General features: G+C 54.2%; 12 protein-coding genes. All 12 read left to right on the forward strand.

The features are described 5' to 3' along the window. The first annotated feature begins 153 nt into the window (after positions 1–153). The 12 genes from rpsB (at position 154) to nusA (ending at position 15,124) form a co-directional block, all read left to right on the forward strand. Positions 154–852 carry a 30S ribosomal protein S2 gene (rpsB, locus tag PPOP_RS12250; protein WP_006286750.1) on the forward strand — a complete coding sequence of 233 codons (699 nt, stop codon included), beginning with the start codon at positions 154–156 and terminating at the stop codon, positions 850–852. A gap of 143 nt (positions 853–995) precedes the next feature. Then, a complete protein-coding gene (tsf, locus tag PPOP_RS12255; RefSeq protein ID WP_006286751.1) occupies positions 996–1,649 on the forward strand; it encodes a translation elongation factor Ts in 654 nt (217 codons plus the stop codon). Positions 1,650–1,767: 118 nt separating this feature from the next. Further along, the gene (pyrH, locus tag PPOP_RS12260; protein WP_006286753.1) at positions 1,768–2,496 is read left to right on the forward strand and encodes a UMP kinase; all 729 of its coding nucleotides are present in this window, start codon (positions 1,768–1,770) and stop codon (positions 2,494–2,496) included. Continuing rightward, positions 2,496–3,050, forward strand: coding sequence for a ribosome recycling factor (frr, locus tag PPOP_RS12265; protein ID WP_006286755.1), 555 nt, complete (start codon positions 2,496–2,498; stop codon positions 3,048–3,050). Before pyrH ends, frr begins: the two co-directional genes overlap by 1 nt. 102 nt (positions 3,051–3,152) lie before the next feature. Continuing rightward, entirely contained in the window at positions 3,153–3,920 is a 768-nt protein-coding gene (locus PPOP_RS12270; RefSeq protein WP_006286757.1) for an isoprenyl transferase, read from the forward strand. Between the two features lie 18 nt (positions 3,921–3,938). Next, positions 3,939–4,736, forward strand: coding sequence for a phosphatidate cytidylyltransferase (locus PPOP_RS12275; protein ID WP_006286759.1), 798 nt, complete (start codon positions 3,939–3,941; stop codon positions 4,734–4,736). Between the two features lie 69 nt (positions 4,737–4,805). Further along, the gene (locus PPOP_RS12280; protein WP_006286761.1) at positions 4,806–5,954 is read left to right on the forward strand and encodes a 1-deoxy-D-xylulose-5-phosphate reductoisomerase; all 1,149 of its coding nucleotides are present in this window, start codon (positions 4,806–4,808) and stop codon (positions 5,952–5,954) included. A gap of 119 nt (positions 5,955–6,073) precedes the next feature. Beyond that, on the forward strand, positions 6,074–7,348 hold the full coding sequence (rseP, locus tag PPOP_RS12285; RefSeq protein ID WP_006286763.1) for an RIP metalloprotease RseP: 1,275 nt from the start codon (positions 6,074–6,076) through the stop codon (positions 7,346–7,348). Positions 7,349–7,418: 70 nt separating this feature from the next. Then, on the forward strand, positions 7,419–8,867 hold the full coding sequence (proS, locus tag PPOP_RS12290) for a proline--tRNA ligase (RefSeq protein ID WP_006286765.1): 1,449 nt from the start codon (positions 7,419–7,421) through the stop codon (positions 8,865–8,867). 67 nt (positions 8,868–8,934) lie between these two features. Next, a complete protein-coding gene (locus PPOP_RS12295) occupies positions 8,935–13,245 on the forward strand; it encodes a PolC-type DNA polymerase III (protein WP_422730646.1) in 4,311 nt (1,436 codons plus the stop codon). Between the two features lie 210 nt (positions 13,246–13,455). After that, the gene (gene rimP, locus PPOP_RS12300) at positions 13,456–13,917 is read left to right on the forward strand and encodes a ribosome maturation factor RimP (RefSeq protein ID WP_006286768.1); all 462 of its coding nucleotides are present in this window, start codon (positions 13,456–13,458) and stop codon (positions 13,915–13,917) included. Positions 13,918–14,023: 106 nt separating this feature from the next. Beyond that, entirely contained in the window at positions 14,024–15,124 is a 1,101-nt protein-coding gene (gene nusA / locus PPOP_RS12305) for a transcription termination factor NusA (RefSeq protein WP_006286769.1), read from the forward strand. The last annotated feature ends 13 nt before the right edge of the window (positions 15,125–15,137 follow it).

Here is a 15,137-nt window from a genome sequence, read left to right on the forward strand (position 1 = left end):
TGCAACTCATGGGTCATTATGGTATATTAATTAACGGTGCTAAGAACACACGTCGATCAATTTCTGCAAGGGTGCTCTGTCTCATCGGGCGGAGTCTTGGAGGAAGATGACATCGGCGGAGGACAAATAACCATATTGGGAGGTGCAGTGAAGATGGCAGTTATCTCCATGAAGCAGCTGTTGGAAGCTGGGGTACACTTCGGTCACCAGACTCGTCGTTGGAACCCGAAAATGGACAAATATATCTTCACCGAACGTAACGGCATTTACATTATTGACTTGCAAAAGACAGTGAAAAAAGTCGAGGAAGCTTACAATTTCGTAAAATCCCTCGCCGCTGAGAACGGGACAATCCTGTTCGTCGGCACGAAGAAGCAAGCTCAAGATTCCGTGAAGGAAGAAGCAGAGCGCTGCGGAATGTACTATATCAACCAACGTTGGTTGGGCGGTACGCTCACGAACTTCCAGACGATTCAGAAGCGCATCGATCGCCTGAAGCAGCTGGAAGCGATGGAGCAAGACGGTACATTTGAAGTGCTGCCTAAGAAAGAAGTTATCTTGCTCCGCAAAGAGCAAGAGCGTCTGGAGAAATTCCTGGGCGGTATCAAAAATATGAAGGGCTTGCCTAGCGCATTGTTCATCATCGATCCTCGCAAAGAACGCATTGCGGTGGCGGAAGCTCGCAAATTGGGCATCCCAATCGTAGGTATCGTTGACACGAACTGCGATCCGGACGAGATCGATTATGTTATCCCTGGTAACGACGATGCGATCCGCGCAGTCAAGCTGCTCACTTCGAAAATGGCAGACGCGATTGTCGAAGCGCATCAAGGCGAAGAAGCATCCGCGTAATATAACAGCTTGCATTTGGATGAACAAATAAGGGTGGTTGGCAGGTGATTCACCTCTCACCGCCCTTTTTTTAAGCGGTACGAATAGCTTGAATCCTCCCGGTATCACGCTGGGGCATATCTCATTGATGGAGGGAATTAGGCATGGCAGTTAATGCAGGTGCAGTTAAAGAATTGCGTGAAAAAACAGGCGCAGGTATGCTTGATTGCAAAAAAGCATTAGAGGAAGCAAATGGCGATCTGGAAAAAGCGGCTGAATTGCTTCGTGAGAAAGGCTTGGCGGCAGCAGCGAAAAAAGCGGGCCGCGTAGCTACGGAAGGCGTCGTTGAATCCTACATCCACGCTGGCGGACGCATCGGCGTCCTGGTAGAGATCAACTGCGAGACGGACTTCGTCGCGAAGACGGATCAATTCAAGGAATTCGCACGCGACATCGCGATGCAAATCGCGGCAGCTTCGCCGAAATTCGTTCGTCGCGAAGAAGTGCCTCAAGAAGAGATCGAGAAAGAAAAAGAAATTTTGAAGGCGCAAGCGCTGAACGAAGGCAAGCCTGAAAAAATCGTCGAAAAAATGGTCGAAGGTCGCATCAACAAATATTTCGAAGAGTTCTGCTTGCTGGAGCAATTCTTCATCAAGGATCCGGACAAGACAATCGAGACGCTGCTGAACGAAAAAATTGCAGCGATCGGTGAAAACATTTCGATCCGCCGCTTCGTTCGTTACGAGCTGGGCGAAGGCTTGGAGAAAAAAGAAGATAACTTTGTTGAAGAAGTCATGGCGCAAGCGAACTTGAAGTAATCCTGGTCAATGGGCGCTTCCGTTCATAAACTGCTAGCAATCAACAGTCGGGCTGGAAAAGATGGAACACGTAGTGTTCCTTCTTTTTTAGCACGTTGTTAAAAGTGGAGGGTAAACATTGAAAGAACCGGTTTTTAAACGCATCGTGCTAAAAGTAAGCGGCGAATCACTGGCAGGTCAGGCAGGCTACGGGATCGAATCCGGCGTCATCAATTCTATTGCAGAACAGGTGAAGGAAGTTGTGGATCTTGGGGTTGAAGTTGCCATCGTATGCGGCGGCGGAAATATATGGCGCGGCATCGCAGGAAGCGAAAAAGGCATTGACCGCGGGACGGCTGACTATATGGGGATGCTTGCCACGGTAATGAACGCACTTGCCTTGCAGGATGCGCTCGAGCAAATCGGCGTGCCGACACGCGTGCAGACTTCGATTGCCATGCAGCAAATCGCTGAACCTTATATCCGTCGCCGTGCCATCCGCCACTTGGAAAAAGGGCGCGTCGTCATTTTTGCGGCAGGAACCGGGAATCCGTTCTTCTCGACGGATACGACAGCAGCTTTGCGTGCGGCAGAGATTGAAGCCGATGTTATCCTCATGGCTAAGAACAAGGTCGACGGCGTGTACTCTGCCGATCCGTTCAAAGACGAGACTGCGGAGAAATTCGAGCAATTGACTTACATGGAAGTGCTGAACCGCAATCTGGGCGTTATGGACTCGACCGCTTCTTCGCTTTGCATGGATAACAACATTCCACTCATTGTGTTTGCGATGACGGAGAACGGCAACATCAAGCGAGTCGTGCTCGGTGAGAAGATTGGAACCATTGTAAAAGGGAGTGTAGACTAGTGCCACAATCAGTAAAGAAACACGCAGAAGAACGTATGGAAAAGGCAATTGTGGCTTTGAAGCGCGATTTGGCTACGCAGCGCGCCGGACGTGCTTCCGCCGCGCTGCTTGATCGTATTCAAGTCGAATATTACGGTGCGATGACGCCAATCAATCAATTGGCGAACATCAGCACGCCGGATCCGCGCACGCTGCTGATCCAACCCTGGGACAATAGCTCGCTCGGAGAGATTGAACGCGCGGTCATGAAGTCGGATCTTGGCTTGACGCCAGCCAATGATGGCTCCATCATCCGCATCTCTATTCCGGCATTGACCCAGGAGCGTCGTACGGAACTTGTGAGACAGACGAAGAAATTCGGTGAAGACGCGAAGGTAGCCATCCGCAACATCCGCCGCGACGCGAACGATGACATCAAGAAGCTGGAAAAAACCGATATTTCGGAAGATGATTCCCACCGTCATCAAGAGGATATTCAGAAGATGACGGACAAATATATCGCGGAAGTCGATAAAGTATTGGCAGCAAAAGAAAAAGACATTATGGAAGTCTAATGAAGGCGCACCGCAATGTGCGACATCTTAATGCCCCTCCGCACGGTGGGGTTTATTGTCTTTTTCCGGTGCCGGTTTTATCAACAGGTTGGAGGAGACCGAATGATTAAGCGATTCCAAGCGTGGGTGCAGTGCAGGAAGGATAGACTAGGGCCTGAGCTGCTGCCGGACAATATCCCACAGCATGTCGCGATTATTATGGACGGCAACGGACGTTGGGCGAAGAATCGCGGATTGCCGCGTGTCGCAGGACACCATACGGGGATGAAAGCCGTAAAGCGAGCGACCATCGCCGCCAATGACATCGGAATCAAAATACTGACGATGTACGCTTTTTCCACAGAGAACTGGGTGCGCCCGAAAGAAGAAGTGGAGTTTCTGATGAAGCTTCCTCAGCAGTTCCTCACCATTGAACTCGATGAATTGGTGGAGAAAAATGTGCAAGTGCGCATGATGGGCTATCGGGACCGCCTTCCCGTTCATACGCTTGCGGCGATGGAAGAAGCCGTGGAGAGAACGAAAAATAATACGGGACTCATACTCAATTTTGCGTTGAATTACGGCGGAAAGCGGGAATTGATCGAAGGCTTCCGCGAGATTGCCCGGGACGTCGCTGCGGGCGCGGTACGGCCGGATGATATCGACGAGGATCTCATTCATCATCATCTGTTGTCCAGCAGCTTACCGGACCCGGATCTGCTGATTCGCACGAGCGGGGAATTGCGGCTAAGCAATTTCATGCTGTGGCAACTGGCTTACAGCGAGCTGTGGTTTACCGATGTGTACTGGCCCGAGTTCACGGAACGGCATCTGAAGGAAGCCGTGCTGGAATATCAGCGCCGAACACGGAGATATGGCGGATTACAATAAGTTGGAGGAACAGTCGTTATGAAACAGCGTATCGTTACGGGGCTTACAGCCGGTATCCTATTCGGCGGACTGTGCGTCATGGGCGGCATGCCGTATGAGCTGCTTCTCCTCGCATTGGCCCTGATTGGCTATTACGAGTTTGCCCGTATGCATCATTCCCGGCCCTTTGATTTCACATCCATCATCGGCTATGTTACGCTGCTTGCTGTGGCTGTGCCTTGGCAGCGTTGGTCCATCACATGGCCGGTCTCGTTCGAGACGCTTCTATGGTTCAGCATGTTCATCCTGCTGTGTATGACCGTCGTGACCAAAAATCGAGTGCCGATCGGGAACGCCGCCCAATTATGGCTGGGGGCGTTCTATATCGGCAGTGGATTCAAATATATGATGCTGACCCGTACGATGATGGAGGAGGGCCTGTTCTGGACGCTGCTGCTCTTTGCTGCCATCTGGTCCTCCGATATCGGCGCTTATTTTACGGGAAGAGCCTTAGGGAAGCATAAGCTGTGGCCCGCCATCAGTCCGAACAAGACGATGGAAGGGGCGCTGGGCGGGATCGCGGCATCGGTAATCGTGTCGTTCTTGTTTATACTCGCCCGGCCGGATATTCTCGATTGGCGCACGGCACTAGCGATCGGGGCTTCGGCCGCCGTAATCGGGCAGCTTGGCGATCTCATCCAGTCTGCTTACAAGCGGGTGCGCGGGGTCAAGGATTCCGGCATGATTCTGCCTGGGCACGGCGGCATTCTAGATCGCTGTGATAGCTGGATCGTCGTATTCCCGTTCGTTCATCTGATCGGCTTACTGACACTATAACAGCTGGACGGGCAGTCCGGGCCACGAGCGGGCGATGATAGTACACTTGAATGAAGATGAGGTGCAGGAATGAAACGGATTACAGTACTTGGCTCGACGGGATCGATCGGTACACAGACGCTGGACGTTGTCCGCCATCATGCGGACGAGTTCGCGGTTGAAGCCCTTGCGGCAGGGCGGAACGCGGAGTTCATCGTTCAGCAGGCGAAGGAATTCCGGCCTCGCAAAGTATCCGTTCAAGACCGGGAGACGGCGGAGCGGATCCGCCACGATCTCCCCGCCGGAACGGAACTCTATTACGGAGACGAGGGTCTGATTGAAGTGGCGGCTGCAACGGACGCCGATACCGTCATTACGGCGGTTGTCGGCAGCGTCGGGCTGGAGTCGACCTTGGCCGCGATCGCCGAAGGCAAGAGCATCGGCTTGGCGAACAAGGAGACGCTCGTGTCGGCTGGACACCTGGTGACCGAGCTGGCTGTGGACAAGGGTGTGAGCATCCTGCCTGTGGACAGCGAGCATTCCGCTATCTTCCAATGCTTGAACGGAGAAGCGGTCGCGGATGTGCAATCGATTACGGTAACGGCTTCTGGCGGCAGCTTTCGCGATTATTCACGGGGCGAGCTAGAGAACGTGACGCTGGAGCAGGCGCTGAATCATCCGAATTGGTCGATGGGAGCGAAGCTGACCGTCGACTCGGCGACGATGGCCAACAAGGGCTTAGAGGTAATTGAGGCGCACTGGCTGTTCGGGATGCCGTATGACCGGATTCATGTCCTGATTCATCCGGAAAGCATCATCCATTCCTTCGTGGAATATAGGGATGGCAGCATCATCGCCCAGTTGGGCGTGCCCGACATGCGGGTTCCGATACAATACGCGCTGACGTATCCGAAGCGTCTGGACAGCCCTGCGGCCCGTCTCCATTTGGCGGAGTTCGGCAAGCTTCATTTCCGGGAAATGGATTTCAAACGCTTTCCGATGATGCAGTGGGCCTATGATTGCGGTCGTGCAGGCGGAACGGCGACAACCGTGTTCAACGCGGCAAACGAAGTGGCCGTAGGGCGCTTCCGAGAGGGCGAGATCAAGTTCCTCGACATCGAGCGCATCGTGTACGAGATCATTTCCGGACATGAGCGTATCCCGCATCCTTCGCTCGCAGAGATTAAGGACGCGGATCGACGGGCACGCGCGGAAGCACGGCAAATGTTGCGGCCCTGATGGCATCCGGTCGATTCTCTTGTGCGGGATCGGAGAATAATGATAATCTAAAAGAGGTTGTTCAAAACGTCCGTGCTTCGAGTTCGGTGCTGAGAGAAACGTAAAGGAGGATGCATCGCGTGCAGATGGTACAGATTGTAATATTGACGATACTTGTCTTCTTCATCATTGTGACGATTCACGAGTGGGGACATTTTATCTTTGCGAAACGTGCGGGCATTCTCGTTAGAGAGTTCGCCATCGGGTTTGGTCCGAAAGTGTTCTCCCATACGCGCGGAGAGACCCGTTATACGCTCCGGCTGCTGCCGGTCGGCGGCTTCGTCAGGATGGCGGGGGAGGATCCGGAACTGGTGCAGATTCAGCCCGGGCAGACGATTGCCGTCCGGCTGAAGGACAATCAAGTCGTAAAGCTGTATTTGGATCAACTGGATATGCGCAAGCAAGTCGTGCGTGGTGAAGTGAAGGAGATCGATCTGGAGCACGCATTGAAGCTTACGATGGACGTGGAAGGGGAAGAAGTGATCTTAGACGTTCATCCGCAAGCGAAAATGATCGTCAAAGGCGAGGACACGCAAATTGCACCTTGCAATCGCCAGTTCGGCAGCAAGACGGTCGGACAGCGGGCGCTGGCTATTTTCGCCGGGCCTTTCATGAACTTCGTGCTGGCGTTTATTTTATTCGGAGCCTACATTCAGATGGTCGGCATGCCGGTCGAGAACCCGTCGTATGTTAAGATTGGTGACGTGACTTCGAATATGCCTGCGGCGGAAGCGAATTTGCAGAAGGGCGATATTATTGAAAAGGTGAACGATTTCGTCGTCGGAGGCAACCGGGACAAAATGATCGAGATGATCGAGAAATCGGAAGGCAAGCCGGTGGACATGACGATTGTTCGGGGAGACGAACGGTTTACCATCCGGCTGACGCCAGTGAAGGTGGAAGGCCAGAAAGGCGGCAAGGTCGGAATCGCGCCCGTATTCCCGACCCGCAGCGCCACGATCGGGGAGACGTTCAAATATGCGGGCATGTCCATGGTCGACACGACACAGCGTATCTTCGAAGGCTTCCGCATGCTTGTTTTTGGCCAGTTCAGTCTGGATGATCTGGGCGGGCCCGTGCGAACGTTCGAAGTGACGGGACAGTTCGCGAAGCAGGGGATTGGCCAGCTCACCTTATGGACTGCTATTCTTAGCCTGTATCTGGGCATATTTAATCTGCTGCCCATTCCAGCATTAGACGGAAGCCGTCTTGTCTTTCTCGGCATTGAAGGACTTCGCGGCAAGCCCGTCGATCCGAACCGGGAGAGCATGGTGCACTTCGTCGGCTTCGCCATGCTGATGCTGCTGATGCTGGCGGTGACCTACAACGATATATTGCGATTGGTAAAAGGTTGACTATCGGCACGATCATTGTTCGCAACATCATGCGCGATGGGGTTGTGTCTTCGGGAGGATGGTAACGGTTATGTCGAAACAGAAACAGTTCGTTACGGAAATTACGCCCCAGCAGGAGGATTTTTCCCGTTGGTATATTGACGTTATCAAAAAAGCGGAGCTGATGGACTACTCGCCAGTGCGCGGCTGCATCGTCTTCCGTCCGGATGGCTATGAGATCTGGGAGCATATCAAGGACGAACTGGATCGCCGCTTCAAGGAGACGGGCCATCGCAACGCCTATTTCCCGCTCTTCATTCCCGAGAGCTTCTTCCAGAAGGAAAAGGAGCATGTCGAAGGGTTCAACCCGGAGCTGCCGTGGGTTACGGAAGCGGGCGGCGAGGAACTGGAAGAGAAGCTCGCGATCCGTCCGACATCCGAGACGATGATTGGGCATATGTATGCGAAGTGGATCCAATCCTATCGGGATCTGCCGGTGCTTATTAACCAATGGGCCAACGTCGTCCGCTGGGAGAAAAGAACGCTCCCGTTTTTGCGTACGAGCGAATTTCTGTGGCAGGAGGGCCATACTGCGCATGAGACCGAGGCGGAAGCGCGCAAAGAGACGATGCGCATGCTTGCGATCTACCGCGAATTCGTCGAGGATTACTTGGCGATACCGGTAATGAAAGGCCAGAAGACGCCATCCGAGAAATTCGCTGGAGCGGTAGACACGTACTCTATCGAAGCGATGATGAAGGACGGACGCGCTGTTCAGGCCGGAACATCCCACTATATGGGCACGAATTTCTCCGTCGCGTTCGATATTCAATTCCTGGGGCGGGAGAACGAGCTTGAATATGCACATACGACATCATGGGGCGTAAGCACCCGGCTTATCGGATCGCTCATTATGGTGCATGGGGACGATCGGGGACTCGTACTCCCGCCGAAGGTCGCTCCGACCCAAGTCATCATGATCCCGATCGGTCCGGCGAAGCTGCGCGATCAAGTCGGCGGCCGCGCCGACGAGCTGTTTACGGAATTGAAGCGGTCCGGCATCCGTGTCCGGATGGACGACCGCAGCGACATTAGCCCGGGCTGGAAGTTCAACGAGTATGAGATGCGTGGCGTTCCGGTCCGCCTCGAGATCGGGCCGCGGGATATGGAGAACGGCGTGTGCGTGCTCGTGTCGCGCGTATCCGGCGAGAAGCGGATCGTGGAGCAGAGCAAGCTGGTTGAAGAAGTGAAGCGGATGCTGGAGGATGTCCATCAGGAGATGTACGAGCGTGCGCGCCAGTTCCGCGACGACCACTTCTATTCGGTCGACTCGATCGAGGAGATGAAGGCGCTGATGGAAGAGAAGCGCGGCTTCACGCTCGCCGGCTGGTGCGGCTCGGAGGTGTGTGAGAAGCATGTCAAGGACGAGACCGGCGCCACAAGCCGCAATATCCCGTTCGCGTCGCAAGAGAGCAAGAAGACCTGCCTCGTATGCGGAGAAGAGGCGAAGCATACCGTCGTCTTCGCCCGCGCGTATTAAGGAGACATCCAACGGAATACAAGATTACGAACCGATACAACCGGTTGTCATGGGGGTGGAAATCGGCATGTCGGATAACAGAATGCGATTCGAGTTGTTAATGAAGCAGGCGGGCATTTCTGCGAAGCTGGCGGAAGGAAGCTATCATGACGCCAGAATTGAGCGGGTCGAGTGCAGCCGTTCCCATCAGGAATGGACGATCCATATCGGCAAGGCGTCGATAGCGTCGGCGGAGGCTTACCGTACCTTTTGTCTACGCGTGCAGGAGAAGCTGTCCCATATCGCCAAGATCCGAATTATTTTTCATTATGATGGAAATGTGAGCAACGCGGAGGTCGTGGATGCCTATTGGGGGCTGTTCGTCGAATGGGTCAAGCGGGAAGTCGCGTCGGTCAACGGCTGGCTGCATCGCGCCAAGTTCGATGTGAAAGGTGATCTGGTCAAGCTGACTCTGGCCGACGCGACGACCTTGGAGCTCGCCAAGAAGAAGCAGATCGATAGCTACGCCGTTCAATTTTTCCAGACGTATTTTACCCGTTCCTTGCGCTTCATGATGCAGAGTGGCAGTTTTGATGCGGATGCTTATGAGGCGTTTCAGGCCAAGCTCGTTGAGGAAGAGCGGCAGGTCGTCCAGCAGATAATGGTGGAAGCCGAGCGCGAGGCCGCCGAAGCGGCCGCTCCCGGAGCAGCGCCGGAACGTCTCCATGTCGGTTATGATATTAAGGACGATGCGACACCGATTATGGATATTCAGGACGAAGAGAAGCGGATCACGATTCAGGGAACCGTCTTCGGACTCGACATGAAGGAGCTGCGGAACGGCAGTACGCTGTTCACCTTCAACGTGACGGACTTCAGTGATTCGCTTATGATGAAGATGTTCGCGAAGACGAAAGAAGATCTCGCCATGCTTCGCCTCATCGCCAATGGCAAATGGGTGAAGGCGCGCGGACGCGTGGAGTATGATCGCTTCATGACCGTGCCCGAGCTTGTCATGATTCCTTCGGACTTGAACGAAGTAACGCCGCCTGCACAGCGGCAGGATACAGCAGAGGAGAAGCGAGTCGAATTCCATCTCCATTCCACGATGAGCACGATGGATGCGGTGGCGCCGATTGACGCTTATATGAAACAGGCGGCCAAATGGGGTCACCGTGCGATTGCGGTCACGGATCACGCCAACGTGCAGTGCTATCCGGAAGCGGCCAAGGCGGCCAAGAAGCATGGCTTGAAAATGATCTACGGCCTGGAAGCGAACGTCATCAACGACGATCTGGAAGTGGTCATGAACGCTGAGCCCCGCAACTTGAAGGAAGCGACCTATGTCGTGTTCGATATCGAGACGACGGGTCTATCGGTCACGAATACGAAAATGACGGAGATCGCCGGTGTCAAAATACAGGACGGCAAGGAGATCGGACGGTATGCCACCTTCGTCAATCCGCATGAGCCGATTCCGTACCCTATTCAGCAGTTGACGAATATAACGGATGAGATGGTGAAGGATGCGCCGGATATTGATCAGGTGCTGCGCGAGTTCATGGAATTCGTCGGCGATGCAATATTGGTCGCGCATAACGCGAGATTCGATGTCGGGTACGTTCAGTACAATCTACAGAAGCTGGGTATGCCCGAGTTGACCAACCCGGTCATCGATACGCTGGAGTTGGCCCGATTGATCCATCCGAAGCTGAAAAATCACCGTCTGAATACGCTGGCGGACAAATATAAGGTGTCGCTGGAAAACCATCACCGCGCCATTGACGACACGATTGCGCTGTTTGGCATTTTGAACGGGTTGATGAAGGACGCCCTGGCGATCTACGGCATTGAGATGCTCGACCGCTTGAATGATTATGTTGGCCAGAATCTGAAGACCGCGCGGCCGTTCCACTGCAATATTTACGCGTTGAACAGCATTGGCAAGAAAAATTTGTACAAGCTCGTCACGCTGTCGCATACCGAATACTTCAATCGCGTCGCCTGCATTCCGAAGAGCAAACTGGTGGAGATGCGGGAAGGGCTGCTGCTTATGTCGGGCTGCGAAAAGGGCGAGTTTTTCGAGACGGTGCTCAACAAATCGAGCGAAGAGGCGGAGCGGGTAGCGGAGTTCTATGACGTGCTGGAGATTCAACCGCTGACGATGTATATGCATTTAGTTGAAAAAGGACTTGTCGCCTCGAAGCAACAGATCGAGGAGGCACTGCGCAAAATTGTCCAGATTGGGGAGAAGCTGAATAAGCCGGTAGTCGCTACGGGCAACGTGCACTATCTCAGCCCTAGGGACAAGCTGTTCCGCGACATTACGATTCACGGCATCACGGGCTTTAGCCCGCTCAAAGATATGCGGAAGCCGGATGCCCATTTCCGCACGACGACGGAAATGCTGCAGGAATTCGAGTTCCTCGGCAAAGAGACGGCCTACGATGTCGTCGTCCGCAATACGAACGAGCTCGCGAATCGGTTCGAGGAATTGGTTCTGTTCCCGGACAAACTGTTCACTCCGATGATCGAAGGGGCAGACGAAGAGATTCGGACGACCTGCTATCGGACGGCGGAAGAAATCTACGGCAAGCCTCTGCCGGATATCGTAGTCAAGCGGCTCGAAAAGGAGTTGGAGCCGATTGTCAAATACGGCTTCTCCGCCAACTACCTGATCTCCGAGCGGCTCGTCAAAAAATCGAATGAGGACGGCTATCTTGTCGGTTCGCGGGGCTCTGTCGGCTCATCGGTCGTCGCGACCTTCCTCGGCATATCCGAGGTCAACCCGCTGCCGCCGCATTATACATGCAAAAATCCCGAATGCAAGCACAGCGAATGGATTACGGACGGAAGCGTGCCGAGCGGCTTCGACCTTCCGGACAAGCGGTGCCCGCAATGCGGGCGCATGCTGAAGGGCGAGGGCCAGGATATCCCGTTCGAGACGTTCCTCGGCTTCAAGGGAGACAAAGTTCCCGATATCGACTTGAACTTCTCCGGGGAGTATCAGCCGCATGCCCATAACTTCACGAAGATCATGTTCGGAGAGAAGAGCGTATTCCGCGCAGGGACGATCGGAACAGTGGCGGAGAAGACGGCGTTCGGCTTCACCAAAAAGTATGAGGAAGCGCACGGGAAATCATGGCGAGGCGCCGAACTGAACCGGTTGGCGGCAGGCTGCACTGGGGTGAAGCGGAGCACCGGCCAGCATCCTGGCGGGATCGTTGTCGTCCCGGATTACATGGAAGTCGAGGAGATAACGCCGGTTCAATATCCGGCGGACGACACGTCAGCCGAATGGAAGACAACGCATTTTGACTATCACGCCTTCGACGCCAATCTGCTCAAGCTCGATATTCTTGGACACGATGATCCGACGATGATGCGCATGCTGCAGGACCTGACCGGCGTAGATCCGACGGCGATTCCGATGAACGATCCGAAGGTGATGAGTTTGTTCAACTCGACGGACGCGCTGGGCGTCACGCCGGAGCAAATACGCACGCCGGTCGCCACCTACGGGATTCCGGAGATGGGAACGCGCTTCGTCCGGCAGATGCTTGTGGAAGCTCAACCTTCCTCGTTCGCGGATTTGCTGCAAATCTCGGGCTTGTCCCACGGGACAGGCGTATGGCTCGGCAATGCGCAGGAGCTTATCAAGAACGGGGTCTGCACGATCAAGACGGTCATCGGCTGCCGGGACGAGATTATGCTGTACTTAATCTACAAGGCGGGAATGGATGCCGGCCTCGCCTTCAAAATAACCGAGAGCGTGCGGAAGGGGAAAGGATTGACTCCGGAATGGATCGAAGAGATGAAGCGGTGCAACGTGCCGCAATGGTACATTGATTCCTGCCTTAAGATCCAGTACATGTTCCCGAAAGCCCACGCTGCGGCGTACGTTATCTCGGCGGTGCGAACCGCGTATTTCAAGCTCTACCACCCGATTGAATACTACGCGACGTACTTCACGGTGCGCGCCGAAGACTTCGATATCGAGCTGTGCTGCCAAGGCTATGATGCGATCAACCGCAAGATCGGCGAGATCGAAGCGAAGGGATTCCAGGCGACGACGAAGGAGAAAAGCATGGTGTCGATCCTGGAGATGGCGCTCGAAATGACCGCCCGCGGGTTCACGTTCAAGCCGATCGATCTGTACCGGTCCGACGCCACCCGCTTCCAAGTGGACGATGGTGCGCTCATCCCTCCGTTCTCTGCCGTGCAGGGCATCGGGGAGAATGCGGCTCGCAATATCGCGGCTTCCCGCGAGGCGGGAGAATTCCTGTCCGTGGAGGACTTCCAGAACCGCTCCAAGGCGACGAAAACAATCGTAGAGCTGCTGAGCCAGATGGGCTGCTTCCGCGGATTGCCGGAGAGTAATCAGCTATCGCTGTTCTGACCGGGTGCTTCGAGAGCCGGCGGGCACATTCCCGGAAGGCAGAGGTTGGGATTGCCCTTGCCATTCCGTATCGGGCTATGATATAATTTTTTTGGTAATCATGTGGATAAATCTGTTGCGCAAAGAGTGGGGAAACCCACTCTTTCATGTTTGCGTACGGATTCTGAAATATACTGCAACTATTTCCAACGAAGCAGGAGGTCCTTGAATTTGAGTTCACCGAACATTAAATCGGTAGTCGAAAGCATGATCACGCCGTATTTGGAGGAAAACGGTTTCGATTTGGTCGACATCGAGTATGTCAAAGAAGGCAGCAGCTGGTTTTTGCGCATTTTTGTCGACAAAGAAGGCGGTATCGATATCGAGGACTGTGGGCGCATCAGCGAGTACGCAAGCCAGAAGCTGGATGAGACCGATCCGATTGAGGATGCTTATTTCTTGGAGGTATCGTCTCCGGGGGCGGAACGTCCGTTGAAAAAGCCGCAGGATGTGGCCAAGTCGGTTGGCAAGCATGTATTTATCACTACATACGAACCAATTGGCGGAGGGAAGGAGTTCGAGGGAGAACTGGTGTCATTCGACGGCGAGACGATGGTGATTCAAGTTAGGGGCAAAGATCGCGCCATCCCGTATAACAAAGTAGCCAGCGCGCGACTCGCGATTGTCTTTTAAATCACTACGCGTTCAAAAAGGCCGGTTTTCAGGGCTTGAACTCGCATCCTTTTTGAACGGAATAGGAATCAGGCCGTGACCGGTCGGAAGGGGGAGCTAACCAATCATGAGTACGGATTTTATTGAGGCGTTGACCGAAATCGAACGAGAAAAAGGAATTAGCAAGGATGTATTGATTGAGGCGATTGAAGCGGCTCTAATTTCCAGCTATAAGCGCAATTTCAACACCGCACAAAATGTGCGTGTCGACGTGAACCGCGCGACGGGCGTCATCAAAGTATTCGCCCGTAAGACGGTCGTGGACGAAGTTCTCGACCCTCGTCTCGAAATCTCGCTTTACGCTGCCCGCGAAATGAACCCGAATTACCAGATGGATGACATTTGCGAGATCGAAGTGACGCCGCGCGATTTCGGGCGCATTGCGGCCCAGACGGCGAAGCAGGTCGTGACCCAGCGCATCCGCGAGGCGGAGCGCGGCCTTATCTATAACGCGTTCATCGACAAGGCGGAAGATATCGTGACCGGTATCGTGCAGCGTCAAGATATGCGCAACGTCTTCGTCGACCTGGGCAAGGTGGAGGCGGTTCTGCCGCTGAATGAGCTGATGCCGAATGAGAAGTTCAAGCATGGGGACCGGGCGAAGGCCTATATTACGAAGGTGGAAAATACGACAAAAGGGCCGCAGATCGTCTTATCCCGGACGCATCCGGGTCTGCTGAAGCGGCTGTTCGAACTGGAAGTGCCCGAAATTTTCGATGGGGTCGTCGAAATCAAGTCGGTCGCACGCGAAGCGGGGCAGCGCTCCAAAATCGCTGTTCATTCCCGCAACGAAGAGGTAGATCCGGTAGGATCCTGCGTCGGACCTAGAGGCATGCGGGTGCAGACGATTGTGAATGAGCTGCGCGGCGAGAAAATCGATATCGTCCGCTGGTCGGATGATGTGAAGGAGTATGTCGCCAATGCGCTCAGCCCTTCCAAAGTCGTCGATGTCACCGTATACGAATCCGATAAGATGGCACGGGTTATCGTGCCGGATTATCAATTGTCGCTCGCTATCGGTATCAAAGGTCAGAATGCGCGCCTCGCCGCCAAGCTGACCGGATGGAAGATTGATATCAAGAGCGAATCTCAGGCAGAGCAGGAGCCTGTTCAAGCCGAGAGCGGCATAGCGGAAGACACAGACAGCCTCGATAGCTTCGAAGAATAACACCGAAGGCGCG

The sequence above is a fragment of the Paenibacillus popilliae ATCC 14706 genome (assembly GCF_000315235.1).
Lineage (GTDB): Bacteria > Bacillota > Bacilli > Paenibacillales > Paenibacillaceae > Paenibacillus_B > Paenibacillus_B popilliae.

Excerpts from the sequence above, each read along its gene's own strand:
- rpsB (WP_006286750.1), top strand. The coding sequence starts at position 154 with ATGGCAGTTATCTCCATGAAGCAGCTGTTGGAAGCTGGGGTACACTTC.
- tsf (WP_006286751.1), top strand. The coding sequence starts at position 996 with ATGGCAGTTAATGCAGGTGCAGTTAAAGAATTGCGTGAAAAAACAGGC.
- PPOP_RS12270 (WP_006286757.1), top strand. The coding sequence starts at position 3,153 with ATGATTAAGCGATTCCAAGCGTGGGTGCAGTGCAGGAAGGATAGACTA.
- PPOP_RS12275 (WP_006286759.1), top strand. The coding sequence starts at position 3,939 with ATGAAACAGCGTATCGTTACGGGGCTTACAGCCGGTATCCTATTCGGC.
- PPOP_RS12280 (WP_006286761.1), top strand. The coding sequence starts at position 4,806 with ATGAAACGGATTACAGTACTTGGCTCGACGGGATCGATCGGTACACAG.
- proS (WP_006286765.1), top strand. The coding sequence starts at position 7,419 with ATGTCGAAACAGAAACAGTTCGTTACGGAAATTACGCCCCAGCAGGAG.
- PPOP_RS12295 (WP_422730646.1), top strand. The coding sequence starts at position 8,935 with ATGTCGGATAACAGAATGCGATTCGAGTTGTTAATGAAGCAGGCGGGC.
- nusA (WP_006286769.1), top strand. The coding sequence starts at position 14,024 with ATGAGTACGGATTTTATTGAGGCGTTGACCGAAATCGAACGAGAAAAA.